This window comes from Cupriavidus taiwanensis LMG 19424 (assembly GCF_000069785.1).
Lineage (GTDB): Bacteria > Pseudomonadota > Gammaproteobacteria > Burkholderiales > Burkholderiaceae > Cupriavidus > Cupriavidus taiwanensis.
In genome coordinates this window covers 2,194,108-2,220,229 of record NC_010530.1, presented here as the reverse complement: position 1 = coordinate 2,220,229, position 26,122 = coordinate 2,194,108, and the positions used below count along the sequence as shown (strand labels likewise).

The following is a 26,122-nucleotide window of genomic DNA, read 5'->3' as shown; positions in this document are numbered from 1 at the left end:
GTCAGGCTCCTTCCTTTTCACTCAACTTCGCGTTCTTTTCCACGAGCGGCCCTTCCAGCCAGTCGATCTTCTTCATCTTGCGCAGGATCACGAACTCGTCGCGGTTGCTGCCGACGGTGCCGTAGTAGTTGAAGCCGTAGGCCAGCTGCGCGTAGCCGCCGATCATGTGGGTGGGCTTGGTCACGGCGCGCGTGACCGAGTTATGGATGCCGCCGCGCATACCGCTGGTCTCGGCACCCGGCACGTTCACGATCTTTTCCTGGGCGTGGTACATCAAACACATGCCCTGGGGCACGCGCTGCGACACCACCACGCGCGCGGTCAGCGTGCCGTTGACGTTGAACACCTCGACCCAGTCGTTGTCGCGGATGCCGTTGGCCTTGGCCTCGGCTTCCGAGATCCATACGTGCGGGCCGCCGCGCGACAGCGTCAGCATGCGCAGGTTGTCCGAATACGTGGAGTGGATCCCCCATTTCTGGTGCGGCGTGATCCAGTTCAGCACCAGCTCCGGGTTGCCGTTGGGCTTCCTGCCCAGCATCGGCGCGACGGTCTTGGTGTCGATGGCCGGCTTGTACACGCACGCGCCCTCGCCGAAGTCCAGCATCCAGCGATGGTCCTGCCAGAACTGCTGGCGGCCGGTCAGCGTGCGCCAGGGGATCAGCTCATGCACGTTGGTGTAGCCGGCGTTGTAGCTGACCTCTTCCGATTCCAGCCCCGACCACGTCGGCGCGGAAATGATCTTGCGCGGCTGCGCCTGCACGTCGCGGAAGCGGATCTTGTCGTGCTCGCGCCCTTCGGCCAGGTGGGTGTGGTCGCGGCCAGTGATCTTCGACAGCGCTTCCCATGCCTTGACGGCGACGTGGCCGTTGGTCTCGGGCGCGAAGGTCAGGATCATCTCGGCGGCGTCGATCGCCGTTTCGAGCTTCGGGCGGCCCTTGCTCACGCCGGGTTCCGTCACCGTATGGCTCAGGTCGCCGATTTCCTTCACCTCGTGCTGGGTGTTCCAGTTGATGCCCTTGCCGCCGTTGCCGAGCTTGTCGAGCAGCGGGCCGATCGAGGTGAATTTCTTGTAGATGTCCGCGTAGTTGCGCTCGACCACCGTCATCGACGGCGCGGTCTTGCCGGGGATCAGGTCGCACTCGCCGGCCTTCCAGTCCTTCGGCTCGAACGGCTGGCCCAGTTCGCCCGGGGTGTCATGCAGCAGCGGCGTGCAGACCAGGTCCTTGCGCGTGCCAAGGTACGGCCCGGCGATCTCGCTGAACTTCTTCGCGATGGCCTTGTAGATTTCCCAGTCGGTCTTGCTTTCCCACAGCGGCTGCACGGCTTCGGACAGCGGGTGGATAAAGGGGTGCATGTCGGACGTGTTGAGGTCGTCCTTCTCGTACCAGGTTGCGGTCGGCAGCACGATGTCGCCGTACAGGCAGGTGGTGCTCATGCGGAAGTCGAGCACGGTCAACAGGTCGAGCTTGCCTTCGGCGGCCGGTCGCACGTTGACTTCGCTCGGCGTGATGGCGTCGTTCTCGTCGCCGAATACGGCGTTTTGCGTGCCGAGCAGGTACTTCAGGAAGTATTCATGCCCCTTGCCAGAACTGCCCAGGATGTTGGAGCGCCACACGAACATGTTGCGCGGGAAGTTGGCGGGATTGTCGGGATCGTCGCAGGCGAACTGCAGCGCGCCCGACTTCAGCTGCTCGACGGTGTAGGCGACCGGGTCCTTGCCGGCTTGCTCGGCCGCGTCGACCACGTCGAGCGGGTTGGTGCCGAGCTGCGGCGCCGACGGCAGCCAGCCCATGCGCTCGGACCTGGCGTTCAGGTCCAGCAGCGACAGGCCGTCGTAGCGCTTGCGGTCGGCGGTCGGCGACAGGATTTCGTCGACGGCCAGCTTCTCGTGGCGCCACTGGCTGGTGTGGTTGTAGAAGAACGAGGTGCCGTTCATCTGGCGCGGCGGGCGCGACCAGTCCAGGCCGAACGCCAGCGGGGCCCAGCCGAACTGCGGGCGCAGTTTCTCCTGCCCGACGTAGTGGGCCCAGCCGCCGCCGCTCTTGCCGATGCAGCCGCACATCATCAGCAGGTTGATGATGCCGCGGTAGATCATGTCGTTGTGGTACCAGTGGTTCAGCGCGGCACCGACGATCACCATGCTCTTGCCCTGGGTGCGGTCGGCGTTGTCGGCGAACTCGCGCGCGACCTGGATCACCAGGCGGGCCGGCACCGAGGTGTGCTTCTCCTGCCAGGCCGGGGTGTAGGGCACGTCGTCTTCATACGACGCCGCCACGTTGGGGCCGCCCAGGCCCTGGTCGACGCCGTAGTTGGCCAGCTGCAGGTCGTAGACGGTCGCGACCAGCGCGGTGCTGCCGTCGGCCAGCGTGATGCGGCGCGCCGGCACGCGGCGACGGAGCAGTTCGTCGTGCTCGCCGCCGAAGTAGGGGAAGCCGACCTCGACCACTTCGTCGCCGTGGCCGAGCAGCGACAGGCGCGGCTCGACCGAGCGGCCGCTGCCGCCGTCCTTCAGCTCCAGGTTCCAGCGACCCACGTTCTCACCGCCGTTGTGCGCGGCTTCGCCCCAGCGGAAACCGATCGAGCCGTTGGGCGCGACGATCGCGCCGGTGGCGTCGTCCACCAGCAGCGTCTTCCATTCCGGATGGTTGGCTTCGCCGAGGTTGTCGGCCAGGTGCGAGGCGCGCAGGAAGTGGTCGGGCACCAGCGTGTCGCCATGCTCGCGCAGCAGCACCAGCATCGGCATGTCGGTGTACTGCTTTACATAGTCGCGGAAGTAGGCGGACTTGCCGCTGGCGTGGAATTCCTTGAGCACCACGTGGCCCATCGCCATGGCCAGCGCGGCGTCGGTGCCCTGCTTCGGCGCCAGCCAGATATCGCCGAACTTGACCATCTCGCCGAAGTCCGACGAGACCGCGACGGTCTTGGTGCCCTTGTAGCGCACCTCGGTGTAGAAGTGCGCGTCGGGCGTGCGCGTCTGCGGCACGTTGGAGCCCCACACCATCAGGTAGGTGGAGTTGTACCAGTCGGCGGATTCGGGCACGTCGGTCTGTTCGCCCCAGATCTGCGGGCTGGCCGGCGGCAGGTCGCAGTACCAGTCGTAGAACGACAGGCAGGCGCCGCCGAGCAGGCTCAGGTAGCGCGCGCCGGCGGCGTACGACACCATCGACATGGCCGGGATCGGCGAAAAGCCGATCACGCGGTCCGGGCCGAACTTCTTCACGGTGAAGGCGTTGGCCGCGGCGATCATCTCGGTGGCGGTGTTCCAGTCGGCGCGCACGAAGCCGCCCTGGCCGCGCACGCTCTTGTAGCGCGCCGCCTTCTCCGGATCCTGGCTGATCGATTCCCACGCGGCGATCGGGTCCAGGGTCTTGCGGGCCTCGCGCCACATCTCCATCAGGCGCCCGCGGATCATCGGGTACTTGACGCGCTGCGCGGAGTAGACGTACCAGCTGTACGACGCGCCGCGCGGGCAGCCGCGCGGCTCATGGTTGGGCAGGTCCGGCCGCGTGCGCGGGTAGTCGGTCTGCTGTGTTTCCCAGGTAATCAGGCCGTTCTTGACGTAGACCTTCCAGGAGCACGAGCCGGTGCAGTTCACGCCGTGGGTGGAGCGCACGATCTTGTCGTGCTGCCAGCGGCTGCGGTAGCCGTCTTCCCACTTGCGGTCTTCGTTCACCACCGCGCCGTGGCCGTCCGCATAGGTGGACTTGACGCGCGACATGAACTTCAGTCGATCCAGGAAATGACTCATTTGCTTGTTCTCCGCGAGGCTTTGCTGCGGCGCTCCGGCGCATGCGGGAGCGTTTGCAGGGACACCTCGAGCTTATGGGGGAGCGGGGCGGCGGCCAATTCGCTGGTGGAACAGCCGCCGGATGGCGATCGGGGGAGGTGCACGGCGCGGGCCTAGTTCCGAAGAACTAGTCCGGCCGGCAAGGCCTTCAGCAGGGCATGGGAGCGTTGCGGCGCGCGTAGTACCACCACGTCACCAGCACGCAGCTGACATAGAAGGCGATGAAGCAGTACAGCGCGGCGTCGGGCGCGCCGGTCAGCTCCAGCGAGGTGCCGAAGCTCTTGGGGATGAAGAAGCCGCCGTACGCGCCGATCGCACCGGAAAAGCCCAGCACCGCGGCGGATTCCTTGCCGGCCTCCTGCAGCGCCTGGCGGTGCGCGGCGTCACCCTTGCCCTTGGCGGCGCGCTGGCGCTCGGTCAGGAAGATCACCGGGATCATGCGGAAGGTCGAGCCGTTGCCGATGCCGGTCAGCGCGAACAGCGCGATGAAGGCCGCGAGGAACCACGTGAAGTTGCCGCCGGTGCCGTCGTGCGGCAGCGCTGCCAGCACGGCGAACACCGCCGCGATCATGCCGACGAAGGTCCACAGCGTGACGCGCGCACCGCCAAGCTTGTCGGAGATCCAGCCGCCGACGGGCCGCGTCAGCGCACCGACCAGCGGCCCCAGGAAGGCGTAGGCGGTCGGGTTCACGCCCGGGAACTGCGACTTGGTCAGCAGTGCCAGGCCGGCCGAGAAGCCGATGAACGAGCCGAAGGTGCCCACGTACAGCCAGCACATCAGCCAGTTGTGCTTGCGCTTGAAGATCACGGCCTGCTCGGCGAACGACGCCCTGGCATCGGCGATGTCATGCATGCCGAACCACGCGGCCAAGGCGGACACGACGATGAACGGCACCCAGACAAAGCCCGCGTTCTGCAGCCACAGGTTCTGCGTGGCGCCGTGGGCCTGGTATTGCTGCGGCTCGCCGCCGAGCGCGCCGAACACCGCCAGCGACACCACCAGCGGCGTGACGAACTGCACCACCGACACGCCCAGATTGCCGATGCCGGCGTTCAGCCCGGTGGCCAGTCCCTTCTTCGCCTTGGGGAAGAAGAAGCTGATATTGGCCATCGACGAACTGAAATTGGCGCCGCCCAGCCCGCACAGCAGCGCCAGCACCAGCAGCGTGGGATAGCCGGTGGACGGGTCGCGCAGCGCGAAGCCCATGCCCAGTGCAGGGATCAGCAGCAGCGCGGTGGAGATCGCGGTGAAGCGGCGCCCGCCGAACACCGGCACCAGGAAGGAATAGAAGATGCGCAGCGTGGCGCCCGACAGCGCCGGCAGCGCGGTCAGCCAGAACAGCTGGTTCTTGGTGAACTGGAAGCCGGCGCGGTCGAGGTTGACCGCGACCACGCTCCACAGCATCCAGACCACGAAGGCCAGCATCAGCGCCGGGATCGAGATCCACAGGTTGCGGTAGGCGATGCGCTCGCCCTTGCTTTGCCAGAACGCCGCGTTCTCGGGCTCCCAGCGGGTGAGTACGGATGAGGTCATGATCAGTGTGCCTTGATGAAGAATGCGCGGAGGCGCGCGTGGGTGGGTGCCACGGTGCGGTGTCAAGCGGGCTGGGTCAGGCCGACGGCCTGGGCCTTGCGCTGGCGTTCGGCGCGGTGGCTGTAGTGCATCCACACCAGGCTCACGCACACGGTGCCGTACATCAGCATGAAGCAGCTACTGCGGATGCCGGTCAGGTCGGCCAGCATGCCGAACAGGATCGGCAGCACGAAGCCGCCCAGCCCGCCGGCCAGGCCCACCACGCCGGAGACCGCGCCGATGTTGTGGGTGAAGTCGTTGGAGATGAACTTGAACACCGAGGCCTTGCCGATGGCGAAGGCGATGCCGACCACGAACAGCAGGATGGTGAAGAGCGTGGGCGTCAGCGCGATGCGGAAGGCCTGCGGGCCGCTGGTGGTCTGGACGATGAAGTCGGTCTGCGGATAGCTGAGCAGGAAGAAGCCGACCCAGCTCACCCACATCACCCACCAGGTGGTGCGATGGGCACCGTAGCGGTCCGAGATCCAGCCGCCGATCGCGCGCAGCACGCCGCCCGGCAGCGAAAAGCACGCGGCAAGGAAGGCCGCCACCTTGATGTCGAAGCCGTACTCGCCGATGTAGTACTTGGTCATCCACAGCGACAGGCCGACATAGCCGCCGAACACCACCGAGTAATACTGCGAGTAGCGCCACACGCGCGGGTCGCGCATCACCGCCAGCTGCTCGCGCCAGCCGGCGCTGGACTTGACCACGTGCGCCGGGTTGCTGCGCGAGAACACCCAGAACAGCAGCGCGGTGGCCAGCATGGCCACCGAATACACGCGCGGCACGATGGTCCAGGTGCCGGCCGCCAGGATCAGGGCCGGGGCGACGAACTTGGTCAGCGCCGCGCCCGAGTTGCCGGCGCCGAAGATGCCCATCGCCAGCCCCTGGCGCGAGCGCGGGAACCAGCGCGCCACGTAAGGCGTGCCCACCGAGAACGAGCCGCCCGCGAGGCCAACGAACAGCCCCAGCACCAGCAGCTGCCACAGCGTGGTCGCGTACGAGATCAGCCAGATCGGAATCACGGTGGCCAGCATCAGCACGAAGAACACGATGCGGCCGCCGAAGCGGTCGGTCCACAGCCCCAGCGGCACGCGGATCAGCGAGCCGCTCAGCACCGGGGTGGCCGCGAGCAGGCCGAATTCGGTGTCGTTGAGGCCGAGCTGTTGCTTGAGGGGAATGCCGAGGACCGCGAACAGCATCCAGACGGCAAAGCAGATGGTGAAGGCGAAAGTACTGGACGCCAGCGTGATGGCGGCGCCGGGCGGGATCGGGTCCGGCGCGCGGGATTGGGTGGCCATGGCCATGCTCCTGAGTCAACTTTGGCGGGGGTGATGCCAGAGTAGGGGCGGGCGCTGGTGCTGCCTATTCGCCGGCAGCACAGCGCGCGCGCTGGCGTTGACTGCCTTTGGAGGTAGTTCTACCGGGGGAGGTCGCCGGCGCCGCGGCGGTGCTATCGTGGGCACGAGATGCGGCGCATCGCCTCGCGCTGCCGCGGCGACCCCGCGCCGCCCCTGATCGCTTCCCCAGCCATGGAAACCATTCCCATCCTTCCCGCGCGGCGCATGCCGCCTTCCGGCCAGGCCCCCGCGGGCCCGCCGCCACGTGGCTTTGCCCTGTTCGCGCTGGGGTTCCGTCCGTTCTATCTGGGCGGCGCGGTGTTTGCCGCGCTGGCGCTGGCAGCGTGGACGGCGATGCTGGCGGGCATGCACGCGTTCGCGCCGCCACCGGCACTGCCGCCGATGTTCTGGCACGCGCACGAGATGGTGTTCGGCTTTGCCGCGGCCATCGTGGTGGGATTCCTGTTCACGGCCGGGCGGGCCTGGACCGGGCACCCGACGCCGACCGGCGCCGCGCTGGCCGTGCTGTTCGGGCTGTGGCTGGCGGGACGCGTGGGCCTGTGGGTAGTGCCCGGTATTGCGGCCTTTGCGGTCGAAGCCGCGTTCCTGCCGCTGGCGGCGCTGGCCTTCACGCGCACGCTGGTGCGCGGGGGCAATCGCCGCAACTATCCGCTGGCGCTCGCGCTATGGCTGCTGGCGCTGGCCGATATCGCCAGCCTGTGGCTGCAGGCGCGCGGCCATGACGCCGGCGCGATGCTGGCCTGCCGCGCCGGCGTGGCGCTGGTGACGCTGTTCGTGGTGGTGATCGGCGGGCGCGTGATCCCGATGTTCACCACCAATGCGATTCCCGGCTTCCGGCTGCGCCAGTACCGGCAGGTGGATCGGCTGGTGATTCCCGCTGCGGTGCTCGGGCTGGCGGCCGGGCTGCTGCCCGTGCCCGCATGGCTGGTGGCGGCACTGTCGCTGCTGGCCGCGCTGGTGCTGGGCATTCGGGTGGCGGGGTGGCGCGGTCATGCGGTCGGCAACCGGCCGATCCTGTGGGTGCTGCACCTGGCCTACGCGTGGCTGCCGCTGGCGCTGCTGCTGCAGGCGCTCGGTGCGCTGGGACTGGTGATGGCCGGGCTGGCGACGCACGCCTTCACCGTGGGCGTGCTCGGGGTGGCGATCATCGCCATGATCACCCGCACCGCGCTGGGCCACACCGGCCGCGTGCTGGTGGCCCGCCGCGCCGAGACCGCGGCGTACTGGCTGGTGGCCGCGGCGGCGGTGTTGCGGGTGTTCGGGCCGATGGCCTGGCCCGCCGGCTACCTGCATTGGGTGTGGGGCGCGGGCGCGTGCTGGGTGGCGGGATTCGGCCTCTACGCGCTGACGTATGCGCCGCGGCTGGCGCGCCCGCGCGTGGACGGCAAGCCGGGCTGATTCGCGCAGGGCGTCAGGAACATCGTGCGGGCATTCAGGGGCAGGCCTGCGCCATGGGCGCGCGGGCGTTTGCGCCTTGTTCCAGTTTCACGCTCAGCCACGCCACCGCCAGCGCCGCCATCGGCGCCAGCGCCGCGATCCACGGCAGCGCGGTGAGCCCCGGCCCGTGGTCCACCACCACCCCGCCCATCCACGCGCCCAGGCCATTGCCCAGGTTGAACGCGGCGATATTGAAGCTCGATGCCAGGTTCTCGCCGGCGCCGCGGGCGTGGCGCAGCACGCGCAACTGCAGCGGCGACACGGTGGCAAAGGCCGCGACGCCGAGGATGCCAACGAAGGCCACCACCAGCACCTGGCTGTGGATGGCCAGCGTCATCGCCGCCAGCACCAGCGTCAGCGTGGCCAGCGTGGCCAGCACCGCGCGCGTCGGGGCGCGGTCGGCAAAGCGGCCCCCCAGCACGTTGCCGACGATCATGCCGGCGCCGAACAGCAGCAGGATCGGCGATACCGCGGCCTCGCCAAAGCCGGATACCCGGGTCAGCAAGGGCTGCACATAAGTGATCACGGCGAAGATCCCCATCGACTGCAGCACCGTCATCAACAGCCCCAGCAGCACCTGCGGGCGGCCGATGGTGGCCAGCTCGTCGCGCAGCGCCACGCGCGCGCCGTGGTCCTGGCTCTTCTGCACCAGCAGCGCGATCACCGCCAGCGACAGCAGGCCGACCAGCGTCATCGCCCAGAAGGTCGAGCGCCAGCCCAGGTGCAGGCCCAGCCAGGCGCCAGCGGGCATGCCCAGCAGCGTGGCCAGGGTCAGGCCCGAGAACATCACCGAAATCGCCGAGGCGCGGCGGTGCTCCGGCACCAGTCCGGTGGCGACCACCGCGCCGACGCCGAAAAAGGTGCCATGCGTGAGCGAGGTCAGCACGCGCGCGATCATCAGCGTGGTGTAGTCAGGCGCCAGCGCGCAGGCGGCGTTGCCCACGGTATAGATCACCATCAGCGCCAGCAGCACCGCCTTGCGGGGCATGCGGCGGGTCAGCAGGGTCAGCACCGGCGCCCCGGCGAAGACCCCGAGCGCGTAGCCGGACACCAGCATGCCGGCCGCGGCGATGGTCACCTGCAGGTCGGCGGCGACCTGCAGCAGCAGGCCCATGATGACGAATTCGGCGCAGCCGATGCCAAACGAGCCGGCGGTCAGCGCGTACAGCGCCAGCGGCAGCCGGGCCGGGGCGGGCGCGGCGAGACTGGAAGGGGAGGAGGCCATGGTCGGAAAGGGGCGCAAGAGAGGACGAAGCCCGCAGTCTGGCCCTTTTCGGCTTCAGTAAAAACCGGCATGATCCATAATGAGTTTCAATAATTAGTTGAGAATCATGGACCGGATCGGCGATATCGGGCTGTTCCTGCGCGTGCTCGACCTGGGCTCGATCAGTGCCGCGGCGCGCAGCCTGGACCTGTCGGTGGCGGTGGCCAGCCAGCGGCTGCAACGGCTGGAACGCGAGCTGGGCGTGCGCCTGCTGCATCGCACCACGCGGCGCCTGCACGTCACCCCTGAAGGCGCGGTGCTGGCAGAGCAGGGGCGCGCGCTGGTGGACGACCTGGAGGCGCTGGGGGCCTCGCTGCGGCAGGCGGGCACGGGCATCACCGGCACCCTGCGGGTGACGACCTCGTCGTCGTTCGGGCGGCTCTACGTCTCGCCGCTGCTGCCGGAGTTCCTGGCGCGGCATCCGGGGGTATCGCTCAGCGTCAACCTGAGCGACCACGTGCTGGACCTGGTCAGCGCCGGCTTTGACCTGGCGATCCGCATCGGCGCGCTCGACGACTCGGCGCTGGTCGCGCGGCGGCTGGCCAATAACCGGAGGCTGCTGTGCGCCTCGCCCGACTACCTGCGCCGGCGCGGCATGCCGCGCACGCCGCAGGACCTGGCGCGGCACGACTGCCTGCTGCTGGTGGGCAGCCAGGGACGGCAGGATGTGTGGCGGCTGGGCGATGGCGCCGGGGGCGAAATTGCCGTGCGCGTGCGCGGCCGGATCGAGGCCAATACCGGCGAGCTGCTGTCCGACGCGGCGCTGGCCGGCTTCGGCATCGCGCTGCATTCGGCCTGGCATGTCTGCGCCGACCTGCGGGCCGGCCGGCTGGTGCAGGTGCTGCCCGACTACCCGCTGGCGGACACCGGCATCTACGCGGTGATGCCGCAGCGGCGCCTGGTGCCGCCGCGGGTGCGCGCCTTCGTCGATTTCCTGGCCGAGCGCTTTGGCGACAACCCGCCGTGGGAACGGCTCCGCGGCGGGTGAGCCAGGCGCACCGCTAGGCCGGCTGCTGCGGCGCGGGCGTGGCGTGGCGACGGTAGTCGCCCGGCGTCATGCCGGTCCAGCGCCGGAACGCGCGGAAGAACGAGTTGGCATCGTCAAAGCCCAACCGGAACGCGATTTCTCCCAGCGACATCTCGCCTTCGCTCAGGTAGTGGCCGGCCAGGTCCCGCCGCGCGTCTTCGCACAGCGTGCGGAAGCTGGTGCCGGCGGCCATCAGCCGGCGCTGCAGCGTGCGCTCGCTGATATCGAGATGGCGCGCCACCGCGGCCAGGCTCAGGGCGCGGTCGCCGGCCAGCTGCTGCAGGGCGCTGCGCACATCGCCCAGCGATGCCGCGGCGGGCCGCAGGTCGCGGCTGGCGGGCGGCGCCGAGGGGCTGGAGCGGTCGCGGGCCATCAGCCGCAACGCCAGGTCACGGCGGCCGAACACGATCGCGTCTTCCGGCTCGCCAAAGCGCACCGGGCAGTCGAAGGCCTCGGTATAGCGCAGGTGCCAGGCCGGCCGGCCGATGCGCAGCGATACCCGCAGCGGATGCAGCGGCTTGCGCGTGAAGCGGCGGCCGAACGCCAGCAGCGAGCACAGCTCCATGTCGATGCGCGGCCGGCTGTCGGGCGCCTCGGGATCGCTCGGGCGGATGCAGACCCAGGCCTCGTCGCCCTGGCGGCGCAGCTCGACGCGATCGCCGGCCAGCAGCTTCTGGTAGCGCGCGATGCGCCGCAGCGCCGTGCCCAGCGAGGGGCCGGCCATGGCGGGCAGGCCGGCAAGGCCGAGCAGGTCGGGCGGCATCCGGCTGCCCAGCCACAGTCCGATGGCGGGGTCGCCAGTGGCGTGATAGACGGCCAGCAGCAGGTGGATGGCCTGTTGCGGGTCGGCCGCATGCGCGGCGGGTTGATGGTCGCAGGTGTCGGAGTCGGTGTCGGATTCCGGGGCAGGCGCGAGTGCCGATACGTCGTAACCGCCTTCACGGAGCGCGTGAAGCAGGTCACGAGGCAACGGCCCGGCCTGGATAGGCTCTTGTTGTGGCATCGTCGTTTTCTGGCTGGCAAGGTGGCGCAAGTGCGCCAGTGCAGCCCCCGGTACGAAAGAGATTACGCGGTGACGATGGCCCCTTCAAGGGCGCGAGGCGGCCGGAAGTGTGTGCCAGGCAGCTTAACGCACGCTCGGGAAGGTATCCCTGGATGCCAGGCGGCAGGGAGGGCCGCGCCGCTGCTGGCCTGGCGGGCCGATGCAACCCGTTGCTTAAAATTTGGGCAGTCCGGTGCGGTGGCGCACAGACCGGGCTTTTCGGACGGGGCACGGCAGGATATCCACAGATTCTGTGGATATCACGTCGAAGTTTTCAACATGGGTTTGTGCGGCTGCCGGCGGGCGTCGGAAGCGGGTATGCTGGATCGCTTTGACGGCATGGCGGGAATCCTGCGGCTCCAGCGGCCCCCGAATCGGCCTCGGCGTGATCGGGCCGCATCCAGGCGCCATTTCGCATCATCTTGCCGTCAACGCTGCATCGAGCCCGGCATCCCTTTCGCGACTCAACCTGCCCGCCGCCATGCGCCATGACCGGTCGTTCGCCTTCCTGCCCCGCCTTGCCGTGTTGCCGATGCTCGCCGCCGCCGTGGCGGCGTCGGGCTGCGTGGCGCAATACCGGGTGCCCGCCGGTGCGCCGTCCGCCAGCGTGCGGCTGGTGACCAGCACCGACGAAAACACCTCGTTCACCATCGTCGATCCGGCCAGGTGCCCGGATCCGGCCCGGCCGCTGGTGCTGGCGGGGATGGGCAGGCAGTTGTCGGCGATGGGAAGGGAGCGCAGCCTGGACATGGCCGGCCGTTCGCCGGAGCCGGCCGCGCGCACGCGCGAAAGGCTGGTCGAGGCGGGCCGGCGCATCTATGTGGCGGTGACGTCGGCGGCCGCGCCGCCGCTGCCCGAGATGCGCTGCGCCGCGGGCGTGTCGTTCGTGCCGGTGGCCGGCGCGCAGTATGAGATCCGTTACCAGCGGGACGAGACCGCCAGCCAGTGTTCGGCGCGGATCTTGCGCCTGCAGCCGCTGGCCGACGGCGGCGCGCGCCTGACGGCGGAGCCGACGCAGCAGGGTTTCAGGGCGCTACGAAAGGACTATGTCTGCCAGGCGTTGTGAAACCCGTCCGGGCCCCCGGGCTGCGGACGGGTTGGCGGGGCAGCGGGCGACCGGATCGGCCCGCTGAGCCCCGGCGGCAGGACTGGGTTACTGCTCGATCAGGAAGCGCTCCGGGCGCTTGCCCAGCCAGGCCGGCGCACGGCCGCGGCCCGACCAGGTCTTGCCGGTCTTGGGGTCCATGTACTTCGGGGGCAGGGCGGCGGCAGGCTTGCGTGCGCTGCTGCCGGCGGGACGGCCGCGCTTGCGCCGGGGCAGGATGTCTTCCGCGGTCAGGCCATATTCGGTCATCAGTTCGCGGATTTTATCGATCACGCCCGCCACTTCGTTCGCGCGCACTTCATTCAGCTTGGCTTCCAGCGCTTCCTTCTCAGCCAGGAGTTGCTTGTATGTCGCCATTTATATCCCCTTTCTGCAATTAGGCCGCTGCATGGTACTAGAAATTCCGGTGACAGAGCACCTGAAAAAATTTTACAAAAAATAACGGAGATTGCACGGAGAGATTGTCGGGCAGCTTGTCGCCAGCATTGTCATGCCGGTTGCACGCCGATTGGACGTCGATTGCGGGCAGGATTGCCGCAACCTTCTCCGTAACATCGCGCCTCGAATGAACGGTTTCGCTGCACGGCCTTCCCATTTTTGCCCTGATTTAGAGCCAATGGAATTCGCGCGCCCCTTGGGGTTAGCGCCTAGACTGTTTGTCTGCGCCCCGCGCAGTGCCACCTCACGACTATCGGAGCCCCCTATGAGTCAGCAGATTTTCGTCAATTTGCCCGTCCGCGACCTGCAAAAGTCGATTGCCTTCTTTACACAGCTGGGCTTTTCCTTCAATCCGCAATTTACCGACGATACCGCCACCTGCATGATCGTCGGCGAGAACATTTTCGTGATGCTGCTCACTGAAGCCAAGTTCCGCAGCTTCTCGCCCAATGACATCTGCGATGCGCGCAAAGCCACCGAAGTGCTGGTTTGCCTGTCGATGGAAACCCGGGCCCGCGTCGATGAAATGGTCAATGCCGCGGTGCTGGCGGGCGGCAGTACCTACAAGCCGCCAATGGATCTGGGCTTTATGTATGGCCACGGCTTCCAGGACCTGGATGGCCATGTCTGGGAGCTGGTGTATATGGATATGGCGGCAATGCAGGCGTCGCAGTGAATGCGCCATGGCGCCGGACCAGCGCCAAAAAAAACAGCCCGGGAAAGCAGGAAGCCCGGGCTTGAAATCCACCAGGATCGCGGTGGAGGAGACATCTGGTTGTCAGCGTCCCGGCAGCGCCCGGGACGCGATCATGCATGGCAGGGTCAGATCGCCCAGCCGCCGGCGTAGAACGCCGCCAGCACCACCGCGATGGCCACGGTGCCGACATTGAGCTTGCGCCATTCGCCGGCCACGATGCGGCCCACCACCAGGGTGCAGAAGCCCAGCATGATGCCGGTGACGATATTGCAGGTCAGCACGATGAACACCGCGCAGACCAGGCCGGCCAGCGCATCGACGAGGTCGTCCATGTGCAGGCGGCTGACGCTCGACAGCATCAGCAGGCCCACGTACATCAGCGCGGGCGCCGTGGCGTACGACGGCACCAGCGCGGCCAGCGGCGAGAAGAACATCACCGCCACGAACAGCAGGCCCACCACCACCGCGGTCAGCCCGGTCTTGGCGCCGGCGGCCACGCCGACGGTCGATTCGATATAGGCCGCGGCCGGGGCGCCGCCGAACATGCCCGAGAAGATCGAGCTGACCGAGTCGGCGGTCAGCGCGCGCCCGCCGTTGTGGATATGGCCGGCGGCATTGAGCTGCCCGGCTTGCCCGGCGACGGCGCGGATGGTGCCGGTGGCGTCGAACACCGCGGTCATCACCAGGGCCAGCACGCTCGGCAGCACGGCGGCCGTCATCGCGCCGCGCAAGTCCATGGCGCCGATCAGCGATTCATGGCCCGGTGCGCTCAGCGACGGCAGCGCGAACACGCCGGTGAACTTCACCGCCGGATCGAAGGCCAGGCCCAGCGCCGAGATGGCGATGATCACCAGCAGGATCCCGCCCGGCACCTTGCGGCGTTCGAGCCCGAAGATCGCGGCCAGCCCCAGCACCGACATCACCACCGGGAACGAGGTGATCTTGCCCAGCGCCACCGGCAGGCCGGCGTGCGTGTTCTTGACCACCAGCCCGACTTCATTCGAGGCGATCAGCAGCAGGAACAGGCCGATGCCGATGCCGGTGCCGTGCGCCACGCCGGCCGGCAGGTTGCGCAGGATCCAGGAGCGCACGCCGGTGACCGAGATGGCGGTGAAGATCAGGCCCATCAGGAACACCGCGCCGAGCGCGACCGCCGGCGACAGGCCCTGACCCAGCACCAGGCCGAAGGCCATGAACGCGGTCAGCGAGATGGCGCAGCCGATGGCGATCGGCAGCTTGGCCCACAGGCCCATCAGCAGCGACCCGAACGCCGTGGTCAGGCACACCGCGACGAAGACCGCGCTGGTGTCGAAGCCGGCCTTGCCCAGCATGCCGGGGACGACGAAGACGGCGTAGACCATCGCCATGAAGGTGGTGACGCCGGCCACCACTTCCTGACGCTGCGTGCTGCCGCGCGCGGTGATTTCGAAGAAGGCATCGAGCCGGCCTTTGACTTCCGGAACATGGGGGACGTGGGGGCGTGCGGGATCGGCCTCCGCCGCGGACGACGGATAAGGTTGTTCGATCATGATGAGCTGTCTCCTTGCGGGCGCTGCAACGTCCGTCGTACGGAGCGTCGTCAGGCGGGTCTCACGTGTTTCTGGTCTGGGCTGGAGGCGGAATCCTGGCCAACCCCGCTGTTATCGGTGTGCCGCTTGTCGGTGCCTTCTGTGGGCGTGATCCGGGCAAGGCTGAAGGCTAGGTGAGGCGGGGCCGGTCATCATCACCGGCGCTCAATGCGCGGCATGTGCGACCGAGAATATCGAATGTGATGCTTGAATATCTCTAGGCAGCGACGCCGCTCCAGGTGGCGTTTTCGGCGGCTGCCATTATCAGGCGATGCATATACGGCCTATAGGGAATGACCCGGATGTCCGACGGTCGACTTCTCTATACTAGGGATAACCCTGACCTGTCTCGCGAACCGGGCCGAATCCCGGCTTGGTGTGCTTCGCGAGGCACTAAATCAATTTCCAACCGGAAAAGGAAGAATCGCCATGCAAGCACTCGCCGATACCCTCTATCGCCAGCCCGCACAGACCAGGACTGCCAAGTCCGCCGCCGCCGACCCGGCGCGCGATGTCGCCTGCTACGCCCGCATGGGCGGCGGCCAGTCGCTGGCCGCACGCTTGCGCGCCTACTTTGCGCAGGGCTGGACCCTGTACGCGGCGAATGCCCGCGAGGCCGCGCCGATCCGCTGGCTGTAAAGACTGCGCGCCGGTTCAGTACATGCCGGTGCGGGCCATGAAGGCCTCCAGCGTCCAGCCGCGCCCGAGCAGCAGCATGCGCGTATGCAGCCCGTCGCGCGTGGCGGCATCGACGGCATCGCCGAGCCACGTCAGCGTCTTGCCGCGCAAATCCACATAGCCCATGGCGTAGTCCGGTGCCAGTGCCTGCCATAGGGCGTGGGCGCCGGCCGATTGCCGTGCGCCGCTCAGCAGGCATAGTCCGCCGTCCAGCGCCCAGCGATATAACGACCGCGCCAGGCCCCGGCGCTGGTAAGCGGGCGCAAACTTGCTATGCGGCGCCCGCACCCATGGATCGGCCCGGCGGCCGACCTCGATCAACCGGTTGAAGACGGTATAGCCGGCCAGCCGTCGCTGCATCACATCTTCCACATAGACGTAATACTCGCCATCGGCCTGGCGGTAGCGCAGGCGCAGGCCGGGCGCGCCCGCCGGCAGGGCGGGCATCGCATGGAGGCGGTCGCCCGGCCGGCCGATGCGGCCGTGCAGCGCGTCGAGTTCGCGCTCGATCTCGGCTGGCGCCAGTTCAACGTCGATGCGCAGTTCGAGCGCGCGCGGCGCCGGCAGGCGCAAGGCATGGAAATTCGCCATGGCAATCTCGCGCTCGCTCAGGCATTGAGGAGCAAGTAGAGGGCGGCGAGCGCCACCATGGCGCAGAAGGTATGGCGGTAGAGGGGTGACATGTCTGGCTTTCTCCTGGCTGCATGATCAAGCGGGTGCCGGATGGCATCCGCGACATGGGCCGTGCGGGAAAGCTCAGGGCTGGAGGGTGGCGCCCCGAACTGCCCGCACGGCCAGGAAAAGCACGGCGCGGCGGACCTGGCTGCAGGCGGGGAGGCGCCTGGCCAGGTCAAGGGCAAGGCCTTGCTGCGCGGCGCACGCGCGCACGCCTGCCGCCGGCCGGGCCGGGCGGTTCAGGGTGGCGGAATGGGCGAAGCAAGGCATTGGGGGCGGAACGAAAGGTGGCTCGAAGGAACATTGCTTATGCCACACTTCATCAGTAATGTCCAGTCAAGTAGCCGGCTTCCTCGGTGAACTCCTTTCTACTTCTTGCGCCCGCCGACGCTCGCGCACAGCGGGCCGGGGGTTCTGGTCATCGTTCATTGTGAACACTGTCTACATGTACTAGACTCGGAAACATCGTTCACCCGGCCTTCTTGCAGGAGCCAAGATGACGACTTCCCCGACCCCCGAAACGGATACCGGCCCGGTCCGGCTGCTGGTGGCCACCACCAAGGGCGCCTGGTTCCTGACCAGCGACGCCGCGCGCCGCAGCTGGCAGATCGACGGCCCGACCTTCCTCGGCCATACCATCCACCATATCGTGCAGGACCCGCGCGACCCGTCGCGCCTGCTGATGGCGGCGCGCACCGGCCACCTGGGCCCGACTGTGTTCCGTTCCACCGACGGCGGCCGCAACTGGACCGAGGCCGCGCGCCCGCCCGCCTTCGACAAGGCGGCGGAGGGCGAGACCGGCCGCGTCGTCGACCACGTGTTCTGGCTCACGCCCGGCCATGCCAGCGAGTCCGGCACCTGGTACGCCGGCACCTCGCCGCAGGGCCTGTTCCGCAGTGCCGACCATGGCGCGACCTGGGAGCCGGTGCGCGGCTTCAACGACCACCCGATGTGGCGGGCCTGGACCGGCGGCGAGCAGGACGGCACCCCCGATGGTCCCAAGCTGCATTCCGTGCTGGTGGATCCGCGCGACGCGCGCCACCTGTATATCGGCATGTCCAGCGGCGGCGTGTTCGAGAGCACCGACGCCGGCGCCGACTGGAAGCCGCTGAACCGTGGCAGCATCGCCAACTTCCTGCCGGACCCCAACCCGGAATACGGCCAGGATCCGCACTGCATGCTGCAGCATCCCGCCAACCCGGACATCCTGTACCAGCAGAACCATTGCGGCATCTACCGGATGGACCGCCGCGAAGGCGTATGGAAGCGGATCGGCGAGGCGATGCCGGCGGAAGTCGGCGACATCGGCTTCCCGATCGTCGCGCACCGCCGCGATCCGCGCACGGTGTGGGTGTTCCCGATGGACGGCAGCGATGTGTGGCCGCGCGTCAGCCCGGGCGGCCGGCCCGCCGCCTATGTCACGCGCGATGGCGGCGAGAGCTGGCAGCGGCAGGACCGCGGCCTGCCCGCCGAACAGGGCTGGTTCACGGTCAAGCGGCAGGCCATGGCCACCGACGGGCACGCACCGGTGGGCGTGTACTTCGGCACCACCGGCGGCGAACTGTGGGCCAGCGCGGACGAAGGCGAGGCCTGGCAATGCATCGCCCGCAACCTGCCGCAGATCTACGCGGTCAGCGTGGCGCGCCCGGCCTGAGCGCCAGCCGCCGCTCCGGAGGACTCCCCATGCAGGTCCGTATCGCGACGCCGCTCTTCTCCTATACCGGACAGCGCGAATATGTCGAGGCCCGCGGCGCCAGCATTGCCGAGCTGCTCGACGACCTCGACCGCCAGTTTCCCGGCATGCGTTTTCGCATCGTCGACGAGCAGGGCAAGCTGCGGCCGTATATCCGTGTCTTCGTCAACCGCACCCAGCTGATGCGGCTGGATGCGCCGCTGCAGGACACCGACGAAGTGCATATCCTGCAGGCGCTGGCGGGCGGGTAGCGGCCGCTTGCATGGCGCTTGCGTGCCATTTTCCGGCGGCGACAGCTTCGGGCTGAAGCAGGGATCAAGCTAAAGCGCTTCGAGATAGCGCCATGGATAGATGCCGCGGTCATGTCCGTCATTGAAGATGAGCTGGATGCCGTAGCCCATGTCCTGCACCGCAACGATGCGGACCGCTGGCTCGACGGCTGCCCCGACCGGCCCGCTGCGGCACCCGGCGCAACGGCATGCCTGGCGCAGCCGTGCATGATCCAGTGACTGGCGCCGTCCATCCGGCCAGTCGATGCGCAACATCCCTTCGGCAGGCGCCAGCTCAAGCCGCAACGGGACCAGCATGCTCACGCGGCCTCATGTGGGGTACCGATCTGCGCCAGCGCAATGCGCACGGCCTTGCGTACCTCCGGATCGGCATCGTTTGCCACGGCGCTCAGGGCTGCCAGCGCTGCGGGATCCTGCAAGCTCCCCAGCGACAGCGCGGCCTCCTTGCGCAGGTTGCTGATGGCGTGGCCGAGCTGCAGCGCCAGCGGCTGCAGCGCGGCGCGGTCGCGCAGCTTGCCCAGCGCCCTGGCGGCCTGCAGGCGCACCTGCCAGTAGGGGTCTTCCAGTGCGCGGATCAGAGGCTGCACGGCCTCGGCGAACTTCAGCTTTCCAAGCGTCTGCGCGGCTTCTTCGCGTACCTGCCAGGCGTCGTCGCGCAAGGCCGCGAGCAAGGCCTCGCGCGCTGCCGGATCGGCGGCCAGGCCGAGCGCGCCGGCGGCGGCGCGCCGCACTTCGGTATCCGTGTCGCCGGTGGCGGCCCGGGCCAGCGCAGGCAGCGCTTCGCTGCGCCTGAGCCAGCCCAGCACGCCCACGGCTTCGCGCCGCACCGGCGCGGCGGGGTCGGACAGGGCAGCCATGGCCGCGTCGAAACCGGCCGCATGGCGCAGTTCGCGCAGGCCGCGCCAGGCGGAGGCGCGCACAAAGGGGTCGGCGTGCGTCACCCAGGGCAGCAGGGCGGCGCCGGAAGCCGGGTCTTTCAGTTCTGACAGCGCTTGCGCAGCGGCGTGCGCGACCTCGCGCACGGGATCGGCCAGGGCGGCGGCCAGGGCCTGCACCACCGCATGCTGTTCCCAGCTGGCCAGCGTGCGCGCGGCCTCGGCGCGCACGGTCTGCGCCGGGTCGGATTGCAGCCGCTGCAGCAGCAGCGGCACGCCGTCTTCGTCTTCCAGGTCGGCCAGTTGCAGCACCGCCACGCGGCGCACGGCGGGGTCGGGGTCGGAGAGACGCAGCGCCAGTGCGCCGATGGCGGGATCCGGTTCCGACAGGGAATGGTCAGGCAAAGCGCGAGCGTGTGGCATGGAGGGCAGTCGTGTCGATATGGAAGTCAGGCGCCAGCCGCGAGTGCGCCGGCGTGGGAGTGGTCATGCAGCAGGCCACGGCAGCGGCGCTTGAGCCCGATGAAATCGTCATCGGTCATCCGTTCGGCGCGGCGCGGCCGCTCGAAGGGGACGGCGATATCCGCGAGAATGCGTCCGGGCCGCTGAGACATCACCAGCACGCGGTCGGCCAGGAACAGCGCCTCGTCGATGTCATGGGTGACAAAGACCACGGTGGTGCGCATCTGCGTCCAGACGTCGAGCAGCAGTGCCTGCATATGGGCGCGGGTCTGCGCGTCGAGCGCGCCGAAGGGCTCGTCCATCAGCAGCACGCGCGGCCGGTTGATCAGCACGCGCGCGATCTCCACGCGCTGCTGCATGCCGCCGGAGAGCTGGGCGGGATAGCGCTGCGCGAAGCTGCCCAGGCCGACCAGGTCCAGCAGGGCCTGCGCCTCGCGTCTGCGTTCGGCGGCGGGCATGCCCTGCATCTTCAGGCCGAAGCCGACGTTGTCGAGCACGCGCTTCCATGGGAACAGCGAGTGCTGCTGGAATACCAGCCCGCGCTCCGGCGCGGGGCCGCGCACGGGTGCCCCATCGAGCAGGATCTCGCCCGCCGCCGGCCGCAAGTGGCCGGCGATGGCCCCCAGCAGCGTGGACTTGCCGCAGCCCGATGGGCCCAGGATGCAGACGAACTGCCCGGCGGGAATGTCGACGGAAAGCTGTTGTACGGCGGTAAAGCCGGCATCTCCCTGGCCCAGCGCCACATCCAGGCCGCGCACCTGCAGGTGGCCCGCGCGGATCGGTGGGCTGGTCATGCGCGCTCCTGCTGCAGGCGGGTCCATGGCATCAGCCACGCCCCGGTGCGCTTGATCAGCGCGCTGCTGCCCATGCCGAAGGCGCCGATGAGCAGCATGCCGACAACGATATCCGCATAGTTCTGCAGGTTGTAGGCCTCCCACGTGTAGTAGCCGATGCCGTACTGGCCCGCGATCATCTCGGCAGTGACCAGGCAGAACCAGGACGTGCCCATGCCGATCGCCAGGCCCGTGACGATGCTGGGCAGGGCAGCGGGCAACAGCACTTCAGGGAAGACGGTCCAGCGGCGCGCGCCCAGGCTGCGCGCCGTGGCGATCAGCCGCGGATCGGTGCGTTCCACGCCGTGGATGGTATTGAGCAGGATCGGGAACAGTGCCCCGATGAAGGTGATGAAGATCATGCTCAGTTCCGAAGACGGGAACATCAGGATGGCCAGCGGAATCCACGCCACGCCGGGGATCGGGCGCAGCACCTCCAGCGGCGGCAGCAGCAGGTCTTCCAGCCAGCGCGAGCGGCCGATGGCCATGCCGAGCACGATGCCTGCCGCGGCCGCCGCGCCGAAGCCGGCAAACACGCGGTAGAGGCTGTTGCCCAGGTGCAGCACCAGCTTGGGCGACTGCAGCAGCTGCCAGGCCGCCGGCACGACGTCACTGGGCGCGGGCACGTTGGCGAAGGTGACGAGGCCAAGGTGGGCCCGCTGCGACGAAGCCAGCTGCCACAGCACGATGCAGCTCGCCAGCGCGGCCAGGCGCACCAGCCAGCGCGCCAGCCGGGCGCGTGCCGCGCCGGCCGTGGCGGGCGCCACCGGGGGCGGCCCGGCTTCAAGCGTGATTGCGCTCATCGTTGCGCTCCAGGTATCAGTTGCTGGCCACGGCTACGGCCGCGCCGCTGATTGCGGCGAAATCGCGCACCTTGCCGCCATTGGCCCTGGCCCAGCCGTCGGCGGAGCCCTTGAGCAGGAAGGCGCTGACCTGTCCCTTGCCGTCCTGCACATACCACGCCTTGCTGGCCAGCAGCTTCAGGCCGGTATTGCGGTCATGCACATACAGCACGCGCGCCGGCGTGCCGGCCTTTGCCGCCTGCCTGAGCGCGGCGAACGCTGCCGCCGGCGAGGCATAGGCGCGCACCCTGGGCTCGCCCCGCAGCCACAGCTGCGCGGCCAGCCTTGGCTCGGCGATGGGTTTGCCGGTGTCCGCGTCCCGGGCCGCGAGGGGCTGCTTGTCGTAGGCCTTCAGGCGCGCCTCATAGTCCAGACCTTCGAGCCGGAACGCTTCGCGGATGTAGCGGTCGTCGATCACGCTGTCGGCGCTCAGGTCGGCATCGGTACGCTTGAGCAGCTTCAGCGTTTCGATCGAGGTCTGCAGCGCCTGCCGGTACTCCGGCTTCCAGGTGTAGTCGCGGTTCTGCAGGCCGAGCGGGCCATGGAACAGGTAGTCCACCTCGGCGTCGATGCCGGTCACCCTGGCAATCAGTTCGCTGAATTTCTCGGGCTCCGCCGCCATCAGGCGGTCGGCCTCGATGGCGGCGCGCAGGTAGGCCACCACGATCTCGGGATACTTCTGCGCATAATCCGCGTTCACCAGCGCGCCATGGAAGGTGGGCGCCTCGGCCTGCGAGCCGTCATAGATCTTGCGCGCGAAGCCGCGGAACGCGAACAACTCGGGGAACGGCACGAAGTTGGCGTGGCCGTCCACCTTGTGCGCCTGCAGCGCCGAGCCGCCGACCTCGGGCGACTGCGACACCAGCGTCACGTCCTTGTCCGGGTCCCAGCCCTGGCGCTTGATCGCGCGCAGCAGCATGCCGTGCGCGGTCGAGCCGAACGGCACCGAGATGGTCTTGCCCTTGAGCTCCGCCAGCGACTGGACCGGGGAATCGGCGGGCACCACGATGCCGTTGCCGGTGCCGATGGCGTTGCCTGACAGCGGCGCGATAAACAGGCTCTTCTTGCCGGCCTTCTGGAACGCCGCGGCGTTGAGCGAGCCGGGGAAATCCGCCATCGCGCCGATATCGAGCTTGTCGGCCACCATCTCGTTGGTCAGCGGCGGGCCGGAGGTGAAGTTCTTCCATTGCACGTCGTAGCTGACGTCCTTGTACTTGCCGGTGCGCGGCAGGTATTTGTCGAGCAGCTTCAGTTCGCGGATCAGCAGGCCGCCGGTGGCGCAGTTGATGGTGGTGTCCTGCGTGCCGATGGCGACGCGGATGGTTTCGGCGCTGGCTGTGCCGGCCACGCTGGCGGCGGCCAGCGCCAGCAGCAGAGGGATGCTGGAAAAGGATCTCATGGGGCTATCTCTGTTGGGCTGTGGTCATGAAGCTTGGCAATCAACGCAGCAGGTACGGAATCTCGACCCGCACCGCGCCCGTCGGGCAGTCCTTTTCGCAGGGCATGCAGTACCAGCATTCGTCGAACTGCATATAGGCCTTGCCCTTGGCCAGGTCGATGGCCAGCAGGTCCATCGGGCAGACATCGACGCACATCGTGCAGCCCTTGTCGGCGATGCACTTGTCTTCGTCGATGGTCACCGGCGCGCTGGTGCGCTGGGTGATTTCGTGCGGGGTGTAGGCCATGGCGATGTTTCCTTCAGGCGGCAGCGAGGCCGGTGGCAAGTCCGGTGCGGGATTCGGTGTGGGCTTCGGGGCGGGCTTCGGTGCCGGGATGGACAGCCTGGCCACGGCCAACGCGCAGCCGCTGGTAGGCGGTGGCGTCGTCGCCCGCCACTGGCACGATGTACGGTTCGATCGCGCGCTTGTGGCTGACCATGCGTCCGGCGGCATCCTTGCTCAGGTGTGTATGGCAGAACCAGTCCGCGTCATTGCGCTGCGGATAGTCGACGCGATGGTGATAGAGGCCCCATCGGCTCTCGGTGCGAAACAGCGAGGCGCGCGCCGCCATTTCGGCGCAGTCGCGAATGGCCATGACCTCGACCGCGCGCATCAGTTCATGCGGGTTGGCGGCGCGGATCTGGCCGATGTCTTCGGCGATGGCATCGAAGCGCTGCAGGCCGATTTCCATCTTGCGCGTGACCTTGGGCGGCTGCAGGTAGTCGTTGACCATGCGCCGCAGCTTGTATTCCACCTGCGCGGGCGGCAGGCCGCTGGCGCGGGCCAGCGGTGCCAGCACGCGCGCGCGTTCCGCCGCGACCTGCGCCGCATCGGCCTCGGGCAGCTCGCGGCCCGCCACGTAGTCGGCGGCGTTCTGTCCGGCAAACCAGCCATAAGTGAAGGCGCCCAGCATGTAGTTGTGCGGCACCGCGGCCATGTCGCCGGCGGCATAGAGGCCCGGCACCGTGGTCTCGGCGCGCTCGTTCACATGCACGCCTGACGCACTGTGGCCGCTGCAGAAGCCGATCTCCGAGATATGCATCTCTACCATCTGCCTGCGGTAGTCGGTGCCGCGCCCGACATGGAACTGGCCGCGGCTGGGGCGCTCGTTGGTGTGCAGGATGGTCTCGATGGTCTGGATGGTCTCTTCGGCCAGGTGGTTCAGCTTCAGGAACACGGGGCCGTTGCCGCCCTGCAGTTCCTGGTAGAACTCCCACATCATCTGGCCGCTCCAGTAATCGCATTCGATAAAGCGCTCGCCCTTGCCGTTGGCGGTATAGCCGCCCAGCGGACCGGTCACGTAGGCGCAGGCGGGCCCGTTGTAGTCCTTGATCAGCGGATTGATCTGGAAGCACTCCAGGTTGGCCAGCGCCGCGCCGGCGTGATAAGCCATGGCGTAGCCGTCGCCGGCATTGGTGGGGTTCTCGTAGGTGCCCATCAGGTAGCCGGAGGCCGGCAGGCCCAGCCGGCCGGCCGCGCCGCAGCACAGGATCACGGCGCGCGCGCGGATCACGTGGAAGTCCGCGGTGCGGCAGTCGAAGCCCATCACGCCGCTGGCTGCGCCGGTGGCGTCCGTCAGTACGCGCGTGGCGACAATGCGGTTGGTGATCTCGACCCGCGCGCGCTTGAGCTGGCGGTACAGCACCTTCTTGACGTTATGTCCTTCGGGCATCGGCAGCACATAGGAGCCCATGTGATGGACCTTCTTCACCGCGTAGTCGCCGGTCTCGTCCTTCTCGAACCTGACGCCCCAGCGGTCCAGCTGCTCGATGGTGGTGAAGCTGTGGCGCGCATAGGCATAGACGGTGGACTGGTCGACGATGCCGTCATTGGCCACGGTGATTTCGCGCGTGTACTGTTCGGGCGTGGCGTGGCCGGGGATCACGGCATTGTTCAGGCCGTCCATGCCCATCGAGATGGCGCCGCTGCGCTTGACATGCGCCTTGTCGAGCAGCAGCACGCGCAGCGCCGGGTTGCGTTCCTTGGCCTTGATCGCGGCCATCGGGCCGGCGGTGCCGCCGCCGACGACAACGATGTCGTATTCGTGAGTCAGGGTATTCATGCGGAGGTCCTCCCCTTGCTGGCTGGTTTGCGGGGCCGGGCGCGGCCTGCCGTGTGGTTGGCGCTGGTGGCGGGCGCGGCCTTGTGCCGGTCTGCGCGCAGCCGGTACTGGAACGCGTCGCCGCGGAAGTAGAGGAACTCGTAGTCGATCGGCGTGCCTTGCGCGTCGTGGGTCAGGCGTTCGATGCGCAGCACCGGCGCGCCTTCCTCGATGCGCAGCGCCTGGGTCAGTTCGTCGTCGGCAAGGATGGCGTCGACGCTCAGGTCGGCATGGCCGAGCCTTACACCACAGTCGTTTTCCAGGATCAGGAAGATGTCGCGCGTGGCGAGGTCGGCATTGAGCAGGCGGCGGCCGACGGACTCGGGCACCCAGGTGAGTTCCAGCGACACCGGTTCGCGGTTGAGCAGGCGCACGCGCCGGATCTCCACCACCGGATCGCCTTCGCGCAGACGCAGCTGCGCTGCAACGTGGCCGCTGGCAGGCACGCGCTTGAGGCTGCGCACCTGGTTCAGGATCTCGTACCCCATGCCGGACATCGCCTCGGCAAAGCCTTGCAGCGAGGTCACGTTCTGGAAAGCGCGCGGCCTTGAGACGAAGGAGCCCTTGCCGGGGATCCTGAAGATCAGGCCCTCCTTCTGCAGGTCGCCCAGCGCCTGGCGCACGGTGATGCGGCTGGCGCGGAAGCTTGCGCCAAGTTCGCTCTCCGACGGCATCTGGTGGTGCGGCGGATAGGTGCCGTCCAGGATGCGGGCGCGCAAGGCGTCCTTGATCTGCGTGTAGAGCGGCAACGGGGTCGGCATGGAGGCCGGCGCTGCCGCGGCGCTGTCGGCGGGCAAGGCGTTGGTCCGGAAGGTCATCGGATCGACATAGCGTGTTATGACAAGTTGGGAGTCACTATATGGACCACGCTGTGCCGAAGGAACGAAGCAATCCGGATATGGAACGATGAAATCCGCACATGCGGTGCGCGC

General features: G+C 68.3%; 23 protein-coding genes. 7 read left to right on the top strand and 16 right to left on the bottom strand.

What is annotated here, in order from left to right:
• Position 1 precedes the first annotated feature (1 nt).
• The 3 genes from RALTA_RS25395 to RALTA_RS25385 all read right to left on the bottom strand — a co-directional run bounded on the left by RALTA_RS25395 (position 2) and on the right by RALTA_RS25385 (position 6,664).
• Entirely contained in the window at positions 2-3,748 is a 3,747-nt protein-coding gene (locus RALTA_RS25395) for a nitrate reductase subunit alpha (protein WP_012356833.1), read from the bottom strand.
• A 187-nt stretch (positions 3,749-3,935) separates the two neighbouring features.
• On the bottom strand, positions 3,936-5,321 hold the full coding sequence (locus RALTA_RS25390) for a NarK family nitrate/nitrite MFS transporter (protein WP_012356832.1): 1,386 nt from the start codon (positions 5,319-5,321) through the stop codon (positions 3,936-3,938).
• Between the two features lie 62 nt (positions 5,322-5,383).
• On the bottom strand, positions 5,384-6,664 hold the full coding sequence (locus RALTA_RS25385; RefSeq protein WP_193352072.1) for an MFS transporter: 1,281 nt from the start codon (positions 6,662-6,664) through the stop codon (positions 5,384-5,386).
• Between the two features lie 231 nt (positions 6,665-6,895).
• On the opposite strand from RALTA_RS25385, the gene RALTA_RS25380 reads away from it, so the two are divergent.
• On the top strand, positions 6,896-8,122 hold the full coding sequence (locus RALTA_RS25380) for an NnrS family protein (RefSeq protein WP_041232838.1): 1,227 nt from the start codon (positions 6,896-6,898) through the stop codon (positions 8,120-8,122).
• Positions 8,123-8,156: 34 nt separating this feature from the next.
• On the opposite strand, the gene RALTA_RS25375 is transcribed toward RALTA_RS25380, so the two are convergent.
• Complete coding sequence (locus RALTA_RS25375; protein WP_012356829.1) at positions 8,157-9,386, bottom strand: MFS transporter; 1,230 nt, start codon at positions 9,384-9,386, stop codon at positions 8,157-8,159.
• Positions 9,387-9,492: 106 nt separating this feature from the next.
• Between RALTA_RS25375 and RALTA_RS25370 the strand changes: the two genes are divergently transcribed.
• On the top strand, positions 9,493-10,413 hold the full coding sequence (locus RALTA_RS25370; protein WP_012356828.1) for a LysR family transcriptional regulator: 921 nt from the start codon (positions 9,493-9,495) through the stop codon (positions 10,411-10,413).
• A gap of 13 nt (positions 10,414-10,426) precedes the next feature.
• Here RALTA_RS25370 and RALTA_RS25365 read toward each other — a convergent pair whose 3' ends face one another.
• Positions 10,427-11,455: an AraC family transcriptional regulator gene (locus RALTA_RS25365; protein WP_232347819.1), complete on the bottom strand. Its 1,029-nt coding sequence runs from the start codon at positions 11,453-11,455 to the stop codon at positions 10,427-10,429.
• Between the two features lie 292 nt (positions 11,456-11,747).
• Here RALTA_RS25365 and RALTA_RS25360 point away from each other — a divergent pair, with 292 nt between their 5' ends.
• On the top strand, positions 11,748-12,560 hold the full coding sequence (locus RALTA_RS25360) for a hypothetical protein (protein WP_242405286.1): 813 nt from the start codon (positions 11,748-11,750) through the stop codon (positions 12,558-12,560).
• Positions 12,561-12,647: 87 nt separating this feature from the next.
• Here RALTA_RS25360 and RALTA_RS25355 read toward each other — a convergent pair whose 3' ends face one another.
• Positions 12,648-12,956, bottom strand: a complete 309-nt coding sequence (locus RALTA_RS25355; protein WP_012356825.1) for an H-NS histone family protein — start codon at positions 12,954-12,956, stop codon at positions 12,648-12,650.
• Between the two features lie 346 nt (positions 12,957-13,302).
• On the opposite strand from RALTA_RS25355, the gene RALTA_RS25350 reads away from it, so the two are divergent.
• Complete coding sequence (locus RALTA_RS25350) at positions 13,303-13,713, top strand: VOC family protein (RefSeq protein WP_012356824.1); 411 nt, start codon at positions 13,303-13,305, stop codon at positions 13,711-13,713.
• A gap of 146 nt (positions 13,714-13,859) precedes the next feature.
• Here RALTA_RS25350 and RALTA_RS25345 read toward each other — a convergent pair whose 3' ends face one another.
• Positions 13,860-15,263 (bottom strand): NCS2 family permease, encoded by a 1,404-nt coding sequence (locus RALTA_RS25345; RefSeq protein ID WP_012356823.1) that lies wholly within the window; start codon positions 15,261-15,263, stop codon positions 13,860-13,862.
• Positions 15,264-15,731: 468 nt separating this feature from the next.
• On the opposite strand from RALTA_RS25345, the gene RALTA_RS25340 reads away from it, so the two are divergent.
• Complete coding sequence (locus RALTA_RS25340) at positions 15,732-15,941, top strand: hypothetical protein (RefSeq protein ID WP_012356822.1); 210 nt, start codon at positions 15,732-15,734, stop codon at positions 15,939-15,941.
• Positions 15,942-15,956: 15 nt separating this feature from the next.
• Here the strand turns inward: RALTA_RS25340 and RALTA_RS25335 are convergent, their stop codons facing one another.
• Positions 15,957-16,571 (bottom strand): hypothetical protein, encoded by a 615-nt coding sequence (locus RALTA_RS25335; protein ID WP_012356821.1) that lies wholly within the window; start codon positions 16,569-16,571, stop codon positions 15,957-15,959.
• A 580-nt stretch (positions 16,572-17,151) separates the two neighbouring features.
• Here RALTA_RS25335 and RALTA_RS25325 point away from each other — a divergent pair.
• Together RALTA_RS25325 and RALTA_RS25320 are read left to right on the top strand one after the other, a co-directional pair.
• Complete coding sequence (locus RALTA_RS25325; RefSeq protein WP_012356819.1) at positions 17,152-18,309, top strand: beta propeller repeat protein; 1,158 nt, start codon at positions 17,152-17,154, stop codon at positions 18,307-18,309.
• A gap of 29 nt (positions 18,310-18,338) precedes the next feature.
• Positions 18,339-18,599 carry a MoaD/ThiS family protein gene (locus RALTA_RS25320; RefSeq protein ID WP_012356818.1) on the top strand — a complete coding sequence of 87 codons (261 nt, stop codon included), beginning with the start codon at positions 18,339-18,341 and terminating at the stop codon, positions 18,597-18,599.
• A 69-nt stretch (positions 18,600-18,668) separates the two neighbouring features.
• Here RALTA_RS25320 and RALTA_RS25315 read toward each other — a convergent pair whose 3' ends face one another.
• Genes RALTA_RS25315 through RALTA_RS25280 form a run of 8 tightly spaced genes read right to left on the bottom strand, consistent with a single transcriptional unit; the run spans position 18,669 to position 25,951 of the window.
• Positions 18,669-18,935, bottom strand: coding sequence for a DUF971 domain-containing protein (locus RALTA_RS25315; RefSeq protein ID WP_050976530.1), 267 nt, complete (start codon positions 18,933-18,935; stop codon positions 18,669-18,671).
• A 2-nt stretch (positions 18,936-18,937) separates the two neighbouring features.
• Entirely contained in the window at positions 18,938-19,936 is a 999-nt protein-coding gene (locus RALTA_RS25310) for a HEAT repeat domain-containing protein (RefSeq protein ID WP_012356816.1), read from the bottom strand.
• Between the two features lie 26 nt (positions 19,937-19,962).
• Positions 19,963-20,769 (bottom strand): ABC transporter ATP-binding protein, encoded by an 807-nt coding sequence (locus RALTA_RS25305; protein WP_012356815.1) that lies wholly within the window; start codon positions 20,767-20,769, stop codon positions 19,963-19,965.
• Positions 20,766-21,611 (bottom strand): ABC transporter permease, encoded by an 846-nt coding sequence (locus RALTA_RS25300; RefSeq protein WP_012356814.1) that lies wholly within the window; start codon positions 21,609-21,611, stop codon positions 20,766-20,768. Before RALTA_RS25300 ends, RALTA_RS25305 begins: the two co-directional genes overlap by 4 nt.
• 16 nt (positions 21,612-21,627) lie before the next feature.
• A complete protein-coding gene (locus tag RALTA_RS25295; protein ID WP_012356813.1) occupies positions 21,628-23,049 on the bottom strand; it encodes an ABC transporter substrate-binding protein in 1,422 nt (473 codons plus the stop codon).
• Positions 23,050-23,089: 40 nt separating this feature from the next.
• Complete coding sequence (locus RALTA_RS25290; protein ID WP_012356812.1) at positions 23,090-23,335, bottom strand: 4Fe-4S dicluster domain-containing protein; 246 nt, start codon at positions 23,333-23,335, stop codon at positions 23,090-23,092.
• Between the two features lie 13 nt (positions 23,336-23,348).
• Positions 23,349-25,151, bottom strand: a complete 1,803-nt coding sequence (locus tag RALTA_RS25285; protein ID WP_012356811.1) for a fumarate reductase/succinate dehydrogenase flavoprotein subunit — start codon at positions 25,149-25,151, stop codon at positions 23,349-23,351.
• Entirely contained in the window at positions 25,148-25,951 is an 804-nt protein-coding gene (locus RALTA_RS25280; protein WP_041232836.1) for a GntR family transcriptional regulator, read from the bottom strand. Before RALTA_RS25280 ends, RALTA_RS25285 begins: the two co-directional genes overlap by 4 nt.
• Positions 25,952-26,122: the final 171 nt, after the last annotated feature.

Excerpts from the sequence above, each read along its gene's own strand:
- RALTA_RS25395 (WP_012356833.1), bottom strand. The coding sequence starts at position 3,748 with ATGAGTCATTTCCTGGATCGACTGAAGTTCATGTCGCGCGTCAAGTCC.
- RALTA_RS25390 (WP_012356832.1), bottom strand. The coding sequence starts at position 5,321 with ATGACCTCATCCGTACTCACCCGCTGGGAGCCCGAGAACGCGGCGTTC.
- RALTA_RS25385 (WP_193352072.1), bottom strand. The coding sequence starts at position 6,664 with ATGGCCACCCAATCCCGCGCGCCGGACCCGATCCCGCCCGGCGCCGCC.
- RALTA_RS25380 (WP_041232838.1), top strand. The coding sequence starts at position 6,896 with ATGGAAACCATTCCCATCCTTCCCGCGCGGCGCATGCCGCCTTCCGGC.
- RALTA_RS25375 (WP_012356829.1), bottom strand. The coding sequence starts at position 9,386 with ATGGCCTCCTCCCCTTCCAGTCTCGCCGCGCCCGCCCCGGCCCGGCTG.
- RALTA_RS25370 (WP_012356828.1), top strand. The coding sequence starts at position 9,493 with ATGGACCGGATCGGCGATATCGGGCTGTTCCTGCGCGTGCTCGACCTG.
- RALTA_RS25365 (WP_232347819.1), bottom strand. The coding sequence starts at position 11,455 with ATGCCACAACAAGAGCCTATCCAGGCCGGGCCGTTGCCTCGTGACCTG.
- RALTA_RS25355 (WP_012356825.1), bottom strand. The coding sequence starts at position 12,956 with ATGGCGACATACAAGCAACTCCTGGCTGAGAAGGAAGCGCTGGAAGCC.
- RALTA_RS25350 (WP_012356824.1), top strand. The coding sequence starts at position 13,303 with ATGAGTCAGCAGATTTTCGTCAATTTGCCCGTCCGCGACCTGCAAAAG.
- RALTA_RS25345 (WP_012356823.1), bottom strand. The coding sequence starts at position 15,263 with ATGATCGAACAACCTTATCCGTCGTCCGCGGCGGAGGCCGATCCCGCA.
- RALTA_RS25340 (WP_012356822.1), top strand. The coding sequence starts at position 15,732 with ATGCAAGCACTCGCCGATACCCTCTATCGCCAGCCCGCACAGACCAGG.
- RALTA_RS25335 (WP_012356821.1), bottom strand. The coding sequence starts at position 16,571 with ATGGCGAATTTCCATGCCTTGCGCCTGCCGGCGCCGCGCGCGCTCGAA.
- RALTA_RS25325 (WP_012356819.1), top strand. The coding sequence starts at position 17,152 with ATGACGACTTCCCCGACCCCCGAAACGGATACCGGCCCGGTCCGGCTG.
- RALTA_RS25320 (WP_012356818.1), top strand. The coding sequence starts at position 18,339 with ATGCAGGTCCGTATCGCGACGCCGCTCTTCTCCTATACCGGACAGCGC.
- RALTA_RS25315 (WP_050976530.1), bottom strand. The coding sequence starts at position 18,935 with ATGCTGGTCCCGTTGCGGCTTGAGCTGGCGCCTGCCGAAGGGATGTTG.
- RALTA_RS25310 (WP_012356816.1), bottom strand. The coding sequence starts at position 19,936 with ATGCCACACGCTCGCGCTTTGCCTGACCATTCCCTGTCGGAACCGGAT.
- RALTA_RS25305 (WP_012356815.1), bottom strand. The coding sequence starts at position 20,769 with ATGACCAGCCCACCGATCCGCGCGGGCCACCTGCAGGTGCGCGGCCTG.
- RALTA_RS25300 (WP_012356814.1), bottom strand. The coding sequence starts at position 21,611 with ATGAGCGCAATCACGCTTGAAGCCGGGCCGCCCCCGGTGGCGCCCGCC.
- RALTA_RS25295 (WP_012356813.1), bottom strand. The coding sequence starts at position 23,049 with ATGAGATCCTTTTCCAGCATCCCTCTGCTGCTGGCGCTGGCCGCCGCC.
- RALTA_RS25290 (WP_012356812.1), bottom strand. The coding sequence starts at position 23,335 with ATGGCCTACACCCCGCACGAAATCACCCAGCGCACCAGCGCGCCGGTG.
- RALTA_RS25285 (WP_012356811.1), bottom strand. The coding sequence starts at position 25,151 with ATGAATACCCTGACTCACGAATACGACATCGTTGTCGTCGGCGGCGGC.
- RALTA_RS25280 (WP_041232836.1), bottom strand. The coding sequence starts at position 25,951 with ATGCCGACCCCGTTGCCGCTCTACACGCAGATCAAGGACGCCTTGCGC.